This is a genomic window from Thermofilum sp. (genome assembly GCA_038741495.1).
Classification (GTDB): Archaea; Thermoproteota; Thermoprotei; order Thermofilales; family Thermofilaceae; genus Thermofilum.
In genome coordinates this window covers 83519-99151 of record JAVYKX010000003.1, presented here as the reverse complement: position 1 = coordinate 99151, position 15633 = coordinate 83519, and the positions used below count along the sequence as shown (strand labels likewise).

17 protein-coding genes are annotated in these 15633 nt (G+C 60.6%); 6 read left to right on the top strand and 11 right to left on the bottom strand.

Annotated features, from left to right (window positions below):
• The first annotated feature begins 8 nt into the window (after window positions 1-8).
• Window positions 9-326, top strand: coding sequence for a hypothetical protein (locus QXU72_08225; GenBank protein ID MEM0495229.1), 318 nt, complete (start codon window positions 9-11; stop codon window positions 324-326).
• Between the two features lie 94 nt (window positions 327-420).
• Here QXU72_08225 and QXU72_08220 read toward each other — a convergent pair whose 3' ends face one another.
• The 7 genes from QXU72_08220 to QXU72_08190 all read right to left on the bottom strand — a co-directional run bounded on the left by QXU72_08220 (window position 421) and on the right by QXU72_08190 (window position 5747).
• The gene (locus QXU72_08220; protein ID MEM0495228.1) at window positions 421-1920 is read right to left on the bottom strand and encodes an SLC13 family permease; all 1500 of its coding nucleotides are present in this window, start codon (window positions 1918-1920) and stop codon (window positions 421-423) included.
• Between the two features lie 125 nt (window positions 1921-2045).
• A complete protein-coding gene (locus tag QXU72_08215) occupies window positions 2046-2423 on the bottom strand; it encodes a PIN domain-containing protein (protein ID MEM0495227.1) in 378 nt (125 codons plus the stop codon).
• Window positions 2424-2470: 47 nt separating this feature from the next.
• Entirely contained in the window at window positions 2471-2599 is a 129-nt protein-coding gene (locus QXU72_08210; GenBank protein MEM0495226.1) for a hypothetical protein, read from the bottom strand.
• 1 nt (window position 2600) lies between these two features.
• A complete protein-coding gene (locus QXU72_08205; protein MEM0495225.1) occupies window positions 2601-2732 on the bottom strand; it encodes an AbrB/MazE/SpoVT family DNA-binding domain-containing protein in 132 nt (43 codons plus the stop codon).
• A 90-nt stretch (window positions 2733-2822) separates the two neighbouring features.
• Window positions 2823-5204, bottom strand: a complete 2382-nt coding sequence (locus QXU72_08200; protein ID MEM0495224.1) for a heavy metal translocating P-type ATPase — start codon at window positions 5202-5204, stop codon at window positions 2823-2825.
• Window positions 5205-5209: 5 nt separating this feature from the next.
• Window positions 5210-5386 carry a YHS domain-containing protein gene (locus QXU72_08195; GenBank protein MEM0495223.1) on the bottom strand — a complete coding sequence of 59 codons (177 nt, stop codon included), beginning with the start codon at window positions 5384-5386 and terminating at the stop codon, window positions 5210-5212.
• 130 nt (window positions 5387-5516) lie between these two features.
• Window positions 5517-5747 (bottom strand): ferredoxin, encoded by a 231-nt coding sequence (locus QXU72_08190; GenBank protein ID MEM0495222.1) that lies wholly within the window; start codon window positions 5745-5747, stop codon window positions 5517-5519.
• Between the two features lie 186 nt (window positions 5748-5933).
• Between QXU72_08190 and QXU72_08185 the strand changes: the two genes are divergently transcribed.
• The 3 genes from QXU72_08185 (at window position 5934) to QXU72_08175 (ending at window position 8155) form a co-directional block, all read left to right on the top strand.
• Window positions 5934-6488, top strand: a complete 555-nt coding sequence (locus QXU72_08185; protein ID MEM0495221.1) for a rubrerythrin family protein — start codon at window positions 5934-5936, stop codon at window positions 6486-6488.
• A 142-nt stretch (window positions 6489-6630) separates the two neighbouring features.
• Window positions 6631-7674: a family 1 encapsulin nanocompartment shell protein gene (locus QXU72_08180; protein MEM0495220.1), complete on the top strand. Its 1044-nt coding sequence runs from the start codon at window positions 6631-6633 to the stop codon at window positions 7672-7674.
• 4 nt (window positions 7675-7678) lie between these two features.
• Window positions 7679-8155 (top strand): hypothetical protein, encoded by a 477-nt coding sequence (locus tag QXU72_08175; protein ID MEM0495219.1) that lies wholly within the window; start codon window positions 7679-7681, stop codon window positions 8153-8155.
• Between the two features lie 74 nt (window positions 8156-8229).
• Here QXU72_08175 and QXU72_08170 read toward each other — a convergent pair whose 3' ends face one another.
• Window positions 8230-8997, bottom strand: a complete 768-nt coding sequence (locus QXU72_08170) for a class I SAM-dependent methyltransferase (GenBank protein MEM0495218.1) — start codon at window positions 8995-8997, stop codon at window positions 8230-8232.
• A gap of 131 nt (window positions 8998-9128) precedes the next feature.
• Entirely contained in the window at window positions 9129-9365 is a 237-nt protein-coding gene (locus QXU72_08165; protein MEM0495217.1) for a heavy-metal-associated domain-containing protein, read from the bottom strand.
• A gap of 178 nt (window positions 9366-9543) precedes the next feature.
• Here QXU72_08165 and QXU72_08160 point away from each other — a divergent pair, with 178 nt between their 5' ends.
• Together QXU72_08160 and QXU72_08155 are read left to right on the top strand one after the other, a co-directional pair.
• The gene (locus QXU72_08160; protein ID MEM0495216.1) at window positions 9544-10353 is read left to right on the top strand and encodes a PH domain-containing protein; all 810 of its coding nucleotides are present in this window, start codon (window positions 9544-9546) and stop codon (window positions 10351-10353) included.
• 302 nt (window positions 10354-10655) lie between these two features.
• The gene (locus tag QXU72_08155; GenBank protein MEM0495215.1) at window positions 10656-12047 is read left to right on the top strand and encodes an ATP-binding protein; all 1392 of its coding nucleotides are present in this window, start codon (window positions 10656-10658) and stop codon (window positions 12045-12047) included.
• 19 nt (window positions 12048-12066) lie between these two features.
• Here QXU72_08155 and QXU72_08150 read toward each other — a convergent pair whose 3' ends face one another.
• Entirely contained in the window at window positions 12067-14187 is a 2121-nt protein-coding gene (locus QXU72_08150) for a hypothetical protein (GenBank protein MEM0495214.1), read from the bottom strand.
• Window positions 14180-15586, bottom strand: coding sequence for a hypothetical protein (locus QXU72_08145; GenBank protein ID MEM0495213.1), 1407 nt, complete (start codon window positions 15584-15586; stop codon window positions 14180-14182). The genes QXU72_08150 and QXU72_08145 overlap by 8 nt, the downstream gene beginning before the upstream one ends.
• Window positions 15587-15633: the final 47 nt, after the last annotated feature.

The window sequence follows — 15633 nt, the reverse complement described above, 5'->3', positions numbered from 1 at the left end:
GTGGAAGCGTGAAGTACGGCGCCGTGGCGGTAGCGCTCGCAGCATCCTCGCTGGGAGTAGTCCTCCTGCTGGTTAGCCTCGGGTACTCCGACCTTCTCAGGCTGGTTAGCATCCCGCTGGTCGCGCTGGGAGGGTGGACCCTGGCTTTCGGCCTAGCTGCGCGGGAGAAGTACTACGGGGTCTGGGGCGGGCTGCTGACAGGCATCGGCCTAGCTCTGCTCCTCGAAGCCGTCACAGGCAACCTGCTCCTGAACTTCTCTGTGCTGCTGATAATCCTTCCTTTAGCGCTTCTAGCAGCAGGTAAGCCGGGCTCGCGGCAGCAGTAAGAGTATCTTGTCCAGCCGGTAGGAGCTGGCGGCGCAGCTAGGAGAGAACCTTCTTTACCTTAAGTTACTGAGGAAGGTAAAAAGCGTGCGGCGGCTACGGGACGGCTTTCAGCTGGAGGAGGAGTCCGGCGAAGAACGGTAGCGTGAGGATCAGAATCGCTAGCCTCAGCAGGTCGGCGACTATACCGGCTTTGAACATGTTCTTCATGCTCACCTTTCCGGAGCCGTAGATGATCGCCATCGGCGGCGTCGTAGAGGGTATCGCGGACGAGATCGAGCAGGCGAGCGCTGTAGCCAGCACGGGCGCGATGGGGTTGATGCCGGCTCCTTTAGCGATCGCCGCCACCAGGGGTGTGGAGACTACTGCAGCAGCAGTGTTCGAAGCTGGGAAGGTGATGGCGAAGCCGAGGATAGCTCCTATAGCTGAGAGCGTGTAGGTGTTGAGCTCGACTCCCGAGTTGGTGATCAGCAGCGCTAGCCACCTCGAGAAGCCTCCGCCCTCGAGAGCTTTCCCCATCGCCAGGCCTCCTCCGAACAGGAAGACCACGTTCCAGTCTATACCTCTCGAAATCTCCTCGAAAGTCAGGAGGGGCCTGCCCTCCGCTCTCAAGAGGCCGAGGAGCAGGATCGCTAGAGCCGCTGGAGCCGCCTCAGGCAGGAGCTTGGTAGCGAGCTCGGCCGCAGGGGATAAGCCCGGGTCGACGGAGGCCGCGATGATCAGCAGCCCCGGGGTGAGCCAGAGCAGGAGCGTCGTCAGGAAGATTAGGAGCACGAGCTTCTCGCCTTTGCTCATCCCGGTCAAGGTGCGGGCTTCTCTCTCGACCACCTCGGCTGCCTTGATCTCGCGCTCGGCTGGGCGGATCACGGCGAAAACTACGAGCCATGTGACTAGCAGCCCGATGATCGCCTGCGGTGTACCCACGATGAGCCAGTCGAAGAAGGTGAGCTTGAAGCCGGGGACCTGCTGCTCCAGTACCTGCTTCGCGATCAGGTTCGGCGGCGTGCTCACGAGCAGGAACATCGCTCCAGCAGTCGCTGCCTCGCCGAGGCAGAGCATCATCGCTTCAGCGAGCCTGGGTGAGAGCTTCAGCAGCTCGATGTAGGAGAGGGTGATGGGGTAAACGACGGAGGTTGACGCCGTGATGGAGCCGGAGACTGTCAGCAGGAACACGGGGAGGCTTGACGCGAAGAAAGCTGCGAGCATCGGGTTCCTGCCCCGGTAGAGGCGAGCTACGGCTAGAGCCGCTCGGCGGTCCAGCCCCCAGACCTGGAAGGCTTTCGCGAGAGCGAAGCCTCCCATGAAGATCCAGATGATCGGGTCGGTGAAGCTCCTGAGAGCGTCGCCCCAGGAAACGTAGCCAAGGAAGCTGAAGAGCACCGCGGCGAGCACGCCGGTGAGGCCCAAAGGTGCAACTTCGAGGACCCACCAGGATGCAACCCAGAAGAGGCCGCCCAGCGCTATCTGGGGAGCTTTAGGGTGAGGAGCTTTCGCGAGCGCTGCAGCTTCGCTGACTAGGGGGAGTGGTGGGGCAAGGAGCAGGATAAGGAACACCGCCGGCCCCAGCAAGACTTTCGCATACCGGCTTTTGCTCATCGAGCACACTCCCCATGCTTGCAGTAAAAAATTTTCAGGTAGATAGTATCCTACGTTAAGCTCGGTGAGTGATTGCAGCTTCCAGAGCAGAAGCTCCTAGAAATGAAGCTACCGCGGCGCGCTTCTTAAGAGGTCTTCAAGATTCTCAGGGTGTAGACAACCCCATCTACTCCGTACTCGTGCTTTTCCAGGAGCTCCACGAAGCTCACATCTATAGTTAGTAGCGGGATCTTTTGAATGCTCGCCGTCGAGTAGTAGAGGGCGTCAATGAAGTCCCTGTGCCCTCTGCGGTAGATCCTGTAAGCCTCTACATAGGCTTCGCTTGGGATATCTAGCCTCGTATAGGTGCTCCTAATAGCATCCAAGCCCAGCGCGACGACATCTAGATGCTCTTCAGGCACAATTTTCAAAACTTTCCACATCGCTTCGAGAAAGCCTACCTCCAAGTAATGCACGTCAAGCTTTCTGAACAGCTTTATAGCCTCCATAGCTTCTTTCTCCACCTCAACTCCTATTGCGGGGCAGGAGGAACGACTTGTCCGCCAGCACCTTAGGCTTTCTCGACGTACTCCTCCTGCGCACGCACACTCTCCTCTTCGAGTTCTCTTAAAGTGATCCTCGCAACCTTCCTTCCCTTTAGCGAGAGCGTGATAGCGTTGGGCAGAGGCTTGAGCTCCACCCTATCCCCGCGAAACTATCAGGAGCATGCGGTCCCCTTCACCGATGCCAAGCTTCTCGGCGATCCTTTTAGGAATTACCAGAGTGTTTTTCCGACCTATACGCACAATCTTACTCTTCAACGTTTCAGACATTTTCTGTGATCAGACTAGATCCCCGCTGACAAGCTTTTCCCCGCTCTCACCCCTGCAGCCCGCGTGAACCCCGCGTCAACTCCTGCGAACTTAAGCTTCCAAAGTCCGGGAGTTAAACCTTAAGAGAGTTAAAGCGTTGACCACTACCGAGATATCGCTCAGTATCATCGCCGCAGCGGCCATCTCAGGCTTCAGCAGAAGGCCGTGAGAACGGTAGAACAAGCCCATGGCTACGGGGACTAGAGCCGCGTTGTAGGTAAAAGCCCAGGCCAGGTTCTCTAAAGCCTTCCTCCTGACGGCTTTCCCGAGCTCGCGGAGAAGCACGAGCGCCCTCAGGCTGCCGCTGACGAGAACAGCGTCGCCAGCCTCCTTAGCGATTTCCGCACCCTTCCCGACAGCCACCCCCAGGAAAGCTTTCCCTATCGCTGGCGCGTCGTTGACACCATCCCCCACGAACAGGACTCTCCTACCGCTCCGCTGCATCTCCTCCACGCGCTCAGCCTTATCCTCAGGCTTAAGCTCCGCATGCACCTCGTCGAGGCCCAGCTTCTCGGCAACCCACCTTCCAGCCGCCTCGGTGTCGCCGGTCATGAGCACTGTCCTGAGCTTCTCGCGCTTCAAGTAGGAGACTACCTCGCCTGCCTCCGGCTTGATCTCGTCGCGCACTTCGAGAGCGCCTGCCAGCACCCCGTTCACCGCTACTAGTAGGACTGTAGCCCCACTCGCTCTAAGCTTCTCGATAAGCTCAGCAGCCTCCGGCTGCAGAACCACCCCCAGCTGCTCGACCAGCTTCTGGGACCCCACAGCGACCGTGGTGCCGTCAACCTCGGCGATAACACCCATACCTGGCAAGTGGTCGTAGCTCGAAGGCTCTCGCAGCTGCAGCCCAAGCTCCCTACACTTATCCAGCACGGCTCTCGCGAGGGGATGCTCGCTCCTGACCTCAGCGGACCCGGCGAGCTTCAGCAGATCAGCTTCGCTGAACCCGTTGAACGAGTAGGCTCCGCTGAGCCTGGGAGACCCGGACGTCAGCGTGCCCGTTTTGTCGAAGACCACCGTGTCTACCTTCAGAGCCCTCTCGAAGACGTCGCCACCCCTCACGAGGACTCCTATCCGCGCCGCCTTGATCGACGCGAGCGCCGCTACCAGCGGCACGGCGATGCCCAGCGGGCAGGGGCACGTAACCGCCAGCACAGCGGCAGCGAACATCGCAGCTGTAGCGAAGTCCGCTCCCGACAGGCTCCAGTAGGCGAAAGATGCTAAGCTGAGCGCGATTACGATCCAGGTGAGGAAGCCCACGATCCTGTCCGCTACCCTCTGGAAGCCAGGCTTCCTGAACTGCGACTCCCTAACTACCTCGATTATGTGGGCGAGGCTGGTGTCCCTCCCAACTCTGGTGGCATTGACCCTCAGGAACCCCCTGACCAGGAGGCTTCCCGCGAGGACGGCGTCTCTGCGCTCCGAAGACTTGAAGCTAGGGAGAGGTTCGCCCGTGAACGTTGACTCGTCGACATAACCCCACCCCTCGACGACGACGCCGTCCACCGGGATCCTCTCGCCCGCGTGGACCTCGACGACGTCGCCGATTCTCAGCAAGCTGATGTCGACTTCGATAACTTCGCCTCCTCTAACCACCCTGGCTTTGCCGCCCTGCAGAGCGGCTAGCTCGCCTAGAGCTTTCACCGCTCTGCTGCGCAGCCTCTCCTCCAGGTACTTGCCCGCCGAGACGAACCCGAGGACACCTGCCGAAGCTTCAAAGAACGTGCTACCGTGGCCGGCGAAAGCTGAGGAGTAGAGGCTGAACAGGTAGGATACTGTCGCCGAGAGAGCGATAAGCGACTCCATGGTTGGCGAGCGCCTGGCTAGCGACCGGAAACCTCTCGCTAGGAGGTCGTGGTTCAGCAAGATAGTTGCTGTTGCGAGCAGGGCGTAGAAAGCCACACTGACGCGCGGAGCAGCCCCAAAGGACTCGAGCGCGTGGTACGCGACGGCGAGCAGCCCCAGCGCGAAAGATACGAGCGGCACGTAGAGCGGCTTCCTCTCACCCTCCTCCACTACACTCTCGCTAGCGGGCTCTACGCGCCACCCCAGCTTCCGGACGCTTTCGAGAAGCTCGCCCTCGGATGTGGAGAAGGGGTTGTAGACAACCCTGGCGAGGCCCGTCACGGGGGAGAAGCGGCACTCGATCACACCGCGGAGGGAGGCAACCTCGCTTTCAAAGCGCGCAGCTTCCTCCTCGCCTAGCTCCGCCGAGAACACCAGGGAGCGCTTCTCGACATCGTACCCTGCGTCCCTGATCGCTCTCACGACGTCCTGGAGGCTGGCCCTGGAGGGGTCGTACCTGACTACAGAGTACCCTGTCGAAGCGTCAACGTCGGCTTCGGCGCCTACTCGCGCGAGCTCCCTCTGGATGGAGACGACGCAAGAAGGACAGTCCACCCCGACGACTCTGATCCTCTCTGAGACTTTCACAGCATTCACCGGCTCGGCATGCCCCTCGGCCCCTCCCGGATGTAGACTTCAGGGTTTGCTTCAAACTCCCTTCTGCAGCGGGCACTGCAGAAGTAGTAAACTTTCCCCTTGTAGACCGCCTTGTGGGGGGTCCTGCCTGTGTCGACCTCCATCCCGCAGACCGGGTCAGTAGCCTTAGCCACGGCTATAGTTGCCTATTCCTGCGTCATAAACCTAGCGGTTCTCGGAAAACGCAGCCAGCTGCACAGCCGAGCCCGAAGCCCGAGAGAAAGACGGAGAAGAGCTACCGGGGGTAGCAGCCTTGCGGAGGCTCTACCCTACGGTGATGGCCCCCGCGGGGCAAGCGTCGGCAGCAGACTTGGCGTCGTTCACGAGCTGTGAAGGAATCTCGCCGACAGACTCCGACTCAGAATCGAGCGTCCGGTAAGGCTCCTTGACCCTGCTCTTAAAGGTGTCCGGATCCTCTTCGAAGACTTGGGGCGCGATGACCCAGCAAGATCCGCAGCTTATACACAGGTTTTTATCAACTCTAACCTTTGCCATGCGAAGCCGCAACCCTTCAGAGGCCCCGTAATATATACCTTCCTGCGGTCCCCACCCTCCCGAGGAGAGCGCAGTTGCATTCGGCCTCGAGAGCTTCGGAGAGTATTTGCCGGCGCTGCGTTTGAAAAGCGAACTTTTGAGCTAGGGTAGGAAAGGGATATAAGGCTGGCAGAGGCCTGGTAGAGTGTGCCGAGGCCTGCGACCACCGACCTTCTTCTCAGCGCGTTTGGAGGGGAATCGATGGCGCACATGAGGTACTTGATCTTCGCGGATATCGCGGAGGCTGAGAAATTCCCTAACGTTGCCCGCCTCTTCAGAGCGATCGCGTTCGCCGAGCTCGTCCACGCCCGGAACCACTACAACAACTTGCGAGAGTACAAGTCCGACTTCAAGGTTTTCTCCGGCGCTCCTGCAGGTCCAGGGAACACGTCGAAGAACTTAGAGCTCGCGATAATGGGTGAAGAGTACGAAGTTGAGGAGATGTACCCGGCTTACCTCGCTGTGGCGAGGATGCAGGAGGAGAGGGGAGCGGAGAGGAGCTTCTACTGGGCGCTTGAAGCTGAGAAGATACACGCTCAGCTCTACCGGGAAGCGAAAAGCTACGTCGATAAGGGCCAGGACTGGCCTCTTCAAGGTAAAGTGTGGGTTTGCCAGGTTTGCGGTCATACCTATGTCGGCGATGAGCCTCCTGAGAAGTGCCCTGTCTGCGGAGCTAGGAGGGAGAAGTACAGCGGGTTTTAAAAGCACTGTTTTTTCCTTTTCCAAGTGCGCCGTGCGTGCTAGCGCCTTTGCTCCGCGGTGGTTGCGAAAGCGCTCGGGCTATTTCGAACTTTTGAGGTAGGCAGTCAGAGTTAAATAAACGGGGGCGCGAATATGATTCTCGATGCTTTCAAAACACCCTTTAGAGCTTCCTCCCGGTAGGAAGCTGAGCAGGGAAGAGGTCGCCGACGCGCTCCGCCTCTCGATTATCGCCGAGCTGGATGCGATCAGCTTGTACTTGCAGCTTGCTCGCGCTATCGAAGATGAGAGGTTTAGGAGAGTGTTCGAGGATATTGCGAGGGAGGAGAAGACTCACGTGGGCGAGTTCCTCGCGCTCCTGAAGAACCTTGACCCGGAGCAAGTGGAGGAGCTCAAGGCTGGTGCGGCTGAAGTTCAAGAGCTGACGGGTATCGCCGCCCCCGACCCGCCGCCCGCGAACGGGGAGCCGTTCTCGGAGGAGGAGTGGAGGTACCTCAGGGGAGAGTTCGCGAGAGCTGCTAACTCTGTCAGAGTTTTCAGGAACTTTCTCCCAGTGACTCGGGTGGGTCGAGGGGTTCTCTCAGTGCCGCTGGAGAAGCCTGGCGAGGGGGTTGCTATGCTACCGCTCGTAGAGCTAGCGGTGAAGTTCCGGGTTAGCCAGAGCGCGATCGACTACTCCCGCGCTTCCAAGCAGCCTCTCGAGATCTCCGACGCGCTCCGTGCTGCTGTGGAGCTGGGGCTAGCTGAGGATAAAGCAGTTCTGAAAGCTCTCAGCGAGGCTAGGGGTGTTGTAGAGCACTCGATTTCCGACTGGTCTACTCCGGGCGCCGCGGTCGAGGAGGTTTCGAGAGCTGTTGCTAAGCTCATCGGGAACAACGCGGCTCAGCCGTTCGTCCTGTTCGTGAGCCCTGCACGGTACGCGAAGCTTCTCGCAGTTCACGAGAAAACAGGAGTAATGGATCTCACGCGCGTCCGCGCTTTAGCGGAGGTTGTCTCCACACCCGTGCTCCCCGACAGCATAGCGGTGCTGGTTTCAGCATCGCAGAGAGTGCTAGACCTCGTGGTGGGTGCTGACACCGAGGTAGAGTACTTGGGCCCTGAGGACGGCCAGCACGCGTTCCGCGGCTGGGAGACGCTCGCCGTGAGGATCAGGCATCCCGGTGGAGTCGCGCTGATGAAGCAGGTGTAGCTGCGTGGAGGCGCTAGCGGAGAGGTTGAAGAAGCTGGCGGAAGCGGAGAGAAACTACGCCGCGGAGCTGCGAAAGCTCTCCGAGACCCTCAGCTACTTGACGCCTCTAGCCGCGATCATCGAAGCGGTGGCACGCGACTCCGAGAAGCACGCTGAGCTCTACGAAGCTCTGCATTCGATCGCCGCTGGAGCGCCGCAGCCGAAGCTTCTCGAGAGCGACTTGAAAGCTTTGGAGGAAGCGGTGAACCGCCACATCGAGACGGAGCGCAGAATGATCGAAGAGTCGAGGAAGCTTCTGGGCAGCATCGAGGAACCTAGAATGCAGCTTCTAATCGCGGCGATCTACGAGGATGAGCTGAGGCACCACAAGCTCCTCACAGATATAAAGGATAAGCTCGCCAAGGCTCGCGTGCTCACTGAGGAGCAGTTCTGGGAAGCTGTTTGGAGGGATAGCCCCTTCCACGGCGCGCCGGGAGGATAGCGGTTCGCTCGAAAACTTCCCCCTTTTCTCTCCGCGCAGGTAGCCGGACAGGCGAGCGCCCACACCGCTGCGGGCTACTTTGCCCTCGCGACGACCACCAGCTCGGAGCTCCCCTCGCCGAGTGGCTTGCAGGCATAGTCTTCGAACATTGCTACCACTTCGTAGCCAGCGTCTGAAAGGAAGTGCTTAAGCTCTCTCGGAGTGAACAGCCGGAGCTCGAGCGTGTAGTTGCGCACGTCGACGAAGCCTGTCTTCAAGTCGATCACAGACCACGAGATCTCAGCGGTAGCCACCTGGCTGAGGACGTCAACCCTCCAGACCTCCTCTTTCACTGCGAGCGTAGACCCCAGCTTTCTGAAGTGCGTGCTCGGCGTCTCGTAGTACACTCTCTTCTCGAGGACCCCCAGCATGTTCCAGGTGTCGAAGACGAAGCAGCCGCCCTCCCTGAGCGTACCCCTCACGCTGCGTAGGAAGCTCAGCAGGTCGTCCTCCGAAGTGAAGTAGCTGACTACACCGTACATCGCGATCGCCGCATCGAAAACCTCGCTTAGGTTCAGCTGCCTCGCGTCGGTCACTAGGAAGGAGATGCTCTCTAGGCCGCGCGACTTCTCCTTAGCGCGCTCGATCATCGCTTCCGAGGAGTCAACGCCGAGAACCCGGTACCCGCGCTTCGCGAGCTCTACGCTGTGGATACCGGTCCCGCAGCCCACGTCCAGAACACTTTCCACCGGCACGCGAGAGTACTCCCGGAAAACCCTTTCGAGGAAATCAACCTCGCTCTTAACGTCTCGGTGGGAGTAGAGAACATCGTAGTACGCTGCGTAGAAAAGATCACTTGACACGCTAACAGCCCCTCGGGCTCCGCCTTTAACCTTACTCAAAACTTCTTGTGCCTGCGCCCGGGAAAGGCCCTGAGAAATCTTAGCCAGCACTGGAAGAGAATCAAAGCTTTGAAAGCGCTGCTAGCGATACGCTACGAGCTAGTCTCCCCGGGTTCGTCGCTCACAACGGAAACGAAGTAGTACTTCTCAACCCCGCTCCGCTCTATCAGGTCTTCGAGAGATAGCTTGCTCTCATCGTAGGAGATCTCAACTAGAGAGCCGAGCACGCGGACAGAGCGGACACCCTCCACTCTGAGGAACAGTCCCTTGCTCGGTACGACACAGCTCCCGCATCCGATGCCCGAAACTTTGAGAACAGCACGCCTCACAAGCCTTGAGCTCGCCGTCGAGGCTAAAAGCCTGTCGGCGGGCTCCGGCGCGCCCCCTAGAGGCCGAAAGAAGGGTAGATGAGCAGCAGGTGAAAGTTTTCGAAGGTTTATCGGGAACCGGTAGGGGGGCCAGAGCTGCGGAAAGGCGTAAATGTCGAGCATAAGCACTCTTAGCTCGGTGCAAGTGAGCGTCGTTACAGTCTTGAAGGTTAAGCCATCGGTGGCGGGCTTCGCGAGGAGGTACGCGCTCGCCCTAACCCCCCTCTACACCCTCCTCCTATCGGGCTGGCTCGCCACATTCATCGCCTCGCAGGTCGCTGCTACCTCACAGCTGCTCCTGGCCGCCCTAGCCCCCCTCCTGGCTTCCGCGGCCTTCGTTGCGGGCTGGGTTCTGCGGAGCCCGGAGGTGGCCGCCTCCTCCCTCCTCTCCCTCCTCATACCACTCGCGCTGGTGCTCGCCGAGGGTAGCGCGGTGGGCGCGCTCGCTGAAAGGTTCCTGGAGCAGTACCCGGTCGGCGCTCTCACGGCGAGCCTCGCCACGCTCGCGGCGGTTGAGGTGAGGAGGAGGTCGATCAGCTACGAGGTTTCGGAGGCGGGTGTGTCGATAAAGTCTGGCGTGTGGAGGAGGCAGGAGCAGACAATCCCCTACACCTCGATCGGCCGGATCATCTTGGAGCAGAGCCTGCTGGGCAGGATCTTCGACTACGGGACGATTATCGTGGTGAGCTCGGCGGAGTGGGGAGCAGAGTACTACACGCGCGCCGTAGGAGCCGGAGCCGGTAGGATCCCTGTTGGTGTAGCCTACGCGAGGACGCTGAAAGAGGTCAGCAGAGACCCCGGGAAGTGCTTGTACGGCGTCCGGAGGCCGAGGGCCTTAAGGGATGTGATCGAATCAAGGCTGCGCGAGACGCTGGGAGCTGAGCTAGAGCAGGTTCGCCTGCTCAGAGAGCTGAAGGATAGGCTCGCCGGAGTCGATCAGGGAAGCTGAAGCACACCCCTCTTCGCCACCTCCAGCAGCTCCGCCGCTCCCCCCGGTGGTCGCCCCAAGCGAGAGCCCACGGCTTTGAGCCCCAACCGGGCTGCTGCCAACGCTTAGCTAGCCTCCTCCCACCCGGCTGCACCTCGAAGACTGTCTTGCCCCGGCTTCGGAAGCCGATCCACGTAGGCGATGAAGCCTCGCGGGTGGTCCCCGCGAGTGATGGTTTAGCCGCGGTCGAAGCAGGCCCGAGGCGAACAGTTCTAGCTCTTATGAGCTAGAGTTTTATACTCTGGAGTATTATACCTCATAGTATGCTGTTCATCGATAGGGAGGATGAGCTGCGAGTGCTGGAAGAAGCCTACTCGAGCGGCCGGAGCGAGCTGGTGTTGATCTACGGGAGGCGGAGGATAGGGAAGACATTCCTCCTCTCGCTCTTCCTCAAGCAGAAAGGCGGGGTCTACCTGTGCGTCAACCACGAGGAGAGAGACCTGGTGTTGAGGGATCTCGCCGAGCAGCTATCGGCGCAAGCGGTGCTACCCTACCCCCCGAAGCTGGAGAGCTTCAGGAGTCTCTACGAGGTGCTAGCCTCCCTGAACGTCCGGCTCATCGTCATCGACGAGTTCCAGCGGCTTCTGAAGGCCGGCGGCTTGACGGAGCTGCAGCACGCCTGGGACGCGAAGCTCTCGAGGAGCAACGTGCTCCTCGTGCTCTCGGGCTCAGCGGTGGGGGTCGCTGAGAGGGTCGCTTCCTCGCCCTCCTCACCCATCTTCGGCAGAGCGACGAGAGTGGTGAAGCTGGGTGAGCTGAGCTACTCGGCCGTGAGAGCCTTCCTCCCGAGCTACAGCGAGGAGGACAAAGTGAGGAGCTACGCCGTCTTCGGCGGAGTACCGGGCTACCTGTCCCGCCTCTCCCCAAACCGAGCTCTGCTGGAGAACGTTGAGGAGCTCGTGCTCAAGCCGGGAGCACCCTTAAGGGAGGAGCCGCTCATCCTGCTCAAGCTAGAGCTGCGCAACCCCTCCAGGTACGCGGAGATCCTCCGGGCAGTCGCAGAGGGGGCGACCCAGTTCGGTGAGATCGCCGACAGAGCGGGGTTGAAGGTGGTGGAGCTCCCGAAGTACCTGAAAGTGCTCGAGGAGGATCTAAACCTCATCGAGAGGAGGTACCCGCTCCTCGAGGGGGGCAGGAGGGGCAGGGCCCGCTACCACCTCCGAGACCACTTCACCCGCTTCTGGTTCAAAGCAGTCTACCCCAGCAGGGTCCTACTGGAGCTAGGCCTCCACGACCGCGTCTCCCAGCAGCTACCCCAGCTCCTCGACCAGCTGGCAGCGCAAGCCTTCGAAGAAGTGGCGCACCAGCACTTCACCCTGCTGGCGAGGAGGGGCCTGGTGAGCTTCACCCGGATCGGGAGGTGGTGGATGAGAGACGTGGAGATCGACCTCGTCGCCTTAGACGAGAGAAGCTCGACAGCCTACTTCGGGGAAGCGAAGTGGTCGAAAACACCCCTCGATAAGCGCGAACTCTACAAGCTGGAGAAGAAGGCCGAGGAGTTCGCCTGGAGGAAGGGGGAGAGAAGAGAGGTCTACGTGCTCTACAGCAGAGCCGGCTTCACGTTCCAGCCCGAGGAGAACGTGCACCTGTACTCGCTGGAGGACCTCTCCAGAGACTTCGAGGCGGAGAAGCCTAGCATCGCCGAGCTCGGTTAGCGTGTAAAGCTGAGGCGGGCTACCCGCTGCAGCCCCAAGCTCTGAACTCGAAGCTCCGGACCCCCTTGAAGCCGACGTAGCTCGGAGCAGTGAGGGGTGCGCACGAGTACCGCGCGAGCATACCACCGAAGCTGTCGCGCAGGATCACCTCCCAAGCTCCGCTCAGCAGCCTCAAGTCAGCCCAGTAGGCGCCCGGGTAGCTGCCCAGCAGAACCTCACTCCCCCCGCACCTAGCGTAGTACGCAGTCCCGCTCCTCCTCACGCCGAAAACAGGGTTTAAGCCTCCATCGAAGAAGTAGAAACCCCCATCACCCGAGAGGTTGCCAGCGTACACAGTTGCGCCGGGCACAAGGCTCCGGTAGTACGTGTCGCCGCTCACGCTCCAACCCTCCGGGAACGGCGTGCAAACGTAGTATGTGGCGGAGAAATCATCCCACCACACCCAGAAGTCGTTGCTCGTGCAGGAGGCACTGTAGCTGGCATCGGCAGCGGCGAAAGCGACGGTCAGCACCACTCCCTGCTGGCTTGAGGGAATGCTCCCGCTCCACGTGTACACCCCTCCCGAGGTCATGGAGCCGAGGTTGTACACCTTGAAGGAGGGGCTTGCAGGTGTGCACGACCCATCGCTTCCCACCGTGCAGACAACCCCGCCCCGGTTGACGTGCACCGAGACGATGACGCCAGCGGCGTCCGCCGTATCGTACCGGTAGAAGATGTACTCCACGTCCGCGAACCCATCGCCGTCGGAGTCAACGCCGACCGAAACGTAAGCTGCGTTGTTCCTCGCATCCGTCGCGTTCCTAAGGTAGAGGCCCTGCACCGTGAAGGAGAAGCCTGCCGCAGGAACAGCACCCCAGCTTGCCACATCGTAGACTGCGGCCGCGACTCCGTAGTCCTGGGCGGGGTTGCCCGTTCCGCCGTAAGCGTCAACCTCCGTCGCCACGCTCGGCGGTGACGAGGGACTGCGCACCGGATCCACGTAGACCAGCGTGTGCTCACCCCCTCTAACGTACGCACCCAAGTAGGAGGGGGGTGCGCACCTCGTGAAGCTGACGTTATCCCACCAAATTTTCGCGGCACCAGGGCTGGAGTACGCAGTGAAAGCTAAACCTACGACGTAGCCTGTAGCGTACACCTGGCTGATCGTGATTGTCCACCACACGTTAGCTTTATTCTGAAAACCAGGGATGAGGCGGGTCTCCCGGGGTAGGCTCTGCCCGTAGATAACGGGGGCCATCGAGTACGGGTTTGTGCCGCCGCCCGACCACCAGTAGATTACTTCAACGTCAGGTCTACCGTCACCGTTAAGGTCGATGAAGAAGTGCACCTGCAAGTAGTCGGTATCTTGAAGCGATGCTCGGAAGAAGTACTGGAAGCTGAATCCAGTGCTGGCGCTGAACGGCCGAGAGGAGTAGTCAATGAAGAAGGAAGCGTAGCCGTTTTTCGACTCAGTGTATAAACTCGGGCTCGGATTCCCCGAGTAAGGATCGATACCAACGCTTCCGCCTGGAGTCACGTACGTCCTGTTGTTGGGTATGCTTTCGGCAAACGTGTACTGGACGGGCACGCAGGCCCCTGAGAAGTCGTCGCTCCTCGTGTATGGAGTACAGCTGTAGCTCGCGCTGCTCAGCAGAGTCATCGGCTTCGCGGTGAAGTTGACGTACTGCTTCACATTCACGCTATCGACTGTGAAGCGGGCCGTGGCGAGCACCCAGTACCCGCTCGAAGCAGTGGTCCACCAGGAGAGAGCGGCTGGCAGCTGGACAGGCGGGCCGCAAACCTGCGTCTCGGATACCTGGAGCTGGCCGCCGAGGTAGATCCTATAGCTCGCCTCGCCCACCTGCTCCTCGCGGCACAAGCTCGCCGACAAAACGGGAATCCTCCGGCTTAGCGCGCCGACATCGTACCTCTCCTCCCAGCCGGGGATGAAGCAGAAGCTGTAGCGCGTCACGTTCAACCCGTTGTACACGTACCAGCCTGAAGCCGAGACAGGAGAGATAGAGGAGTTCCCCAGCTTAACGAGGGGGCTCTCCATAGCCACGATCCTCCACTCGGTAACGTTCATGATCGTGACCGCTGCCCACGCAGAGGCCGCGAGGGCCAGAGCCAAGACCAGCAGAAGCCTCCTCACGCTAGCCACCCGGGAAGCTGGACAGCCTGCTCCTCACGCTCTTAACGCTGCCCAGCTCACTCCACTTGAAGAGGAGGGTGAAGTAGCCGAACCGGTGGTCGCCAGGCTGCCAGTAGTCCTCGCAGAGCTTCACACCCCAAGGCTCCAGTCTTAAAGGCAGAGAGTTGCATGCAGTACCGCAGACCAACTCCACGGTCGCGTTCTCCGCCTCGATGAGGGGTGCAGCCCAGTCCAGCACGATGCCCCGCCTGATCGTCCTCGGCCAGACCTCGAGCTGCGTCACGTTCAGCTTCAACCCCCAAACCATGAGGAAAGCCTCCACCGCATAGCCTGAGAGACCGCTCGTGTTGAACGCCGCGATAGCGCGCACGGGCCCCACCGCTACAGGCCTCCAGTCACCCCAGTCGCTGTAGTACTCCAGCCGGACCTGGTACGGGAACGCGATTCTACCGGAGAGGTTCACGTAGAGCCCCGGCGCCGCGAACCCGCAGCTGTCGAGCCTGACTAGCAGCCCTTCAACGCTGATAAAGCCCCGCTCCACCTCTAACTGCCCTGCGGGCGGGAAAGCTTCCTCAAGCCTGCCGCCAACGTAGATATCGACCCTGGTCTCGTTCGAAACGTGGGCTGCGAAGACGAGTCGATCGTAGGGGCCGATAGCGCCGCTCCTCAACCCCCTCGGCTCGACCACCATGTCTCCGCGCCGCTCCCACGCTTCCACCTGGAAGGGCAGCAGGTAGCTCACCCCACCCCTCACGTAAACGACCGCGAGCCTGCCAGCGTCCACACCCCTCAGCTCGTGCACCCTGCCGGCAAGCCTCCCGTTCACATACACCTCCCCCAAGCCTGTCACCTCGAACAGCGCGATACCCTCCTCCGAGGCTGTGTAGAGCAGGCTCAACCTCCTCGAGAACTCCTTCCTCCACCAGTCCGTTTCAACCGCTCTAAACGTGATAAGGGTCTCCGTCGCCTCCCTGAACCTCGGGTCGAAAACCCTCAGCATGAAGCTGCCGGGCGAGGGAGCCTTCGCGCAGACTGTCAAGCTGGCTGAAGAGCCCGGCTCCAGCTTGAGCGCTCGCTGCGTAACGTTACCTTGCCGGTAGGTGAGGAGAAGCTCGTCCCCGAGAGCTAAGCTGAAAAACTCCGGAGACCCCTCCAGGCTGAAAGCAAGCTCGTACGCTAAGCCGGAGCCGCCGAGGTTCTTGACCTCCAGCACCTTCTCGTAGCAGAAAACCGTGCGGTTCGACAAGTAGAGGGTGAGCTGCGGGGGAGACACCTCAAGGTCCCTCAACCCCCCAAGGATCAGCGCTTGCAGGCCGAGGGGGTAGAGCAGGAGGAGCGCGAGAAAAGCTGCTAAGGTGGTAGCCAAGGCGCCGATCAGCCACTTTCTCGGCCTTCTTAAGCGGAACAAGTACCCTCACCTGGTGCGGGAAAAACCTTGAGAAAAACGTGTCGAGG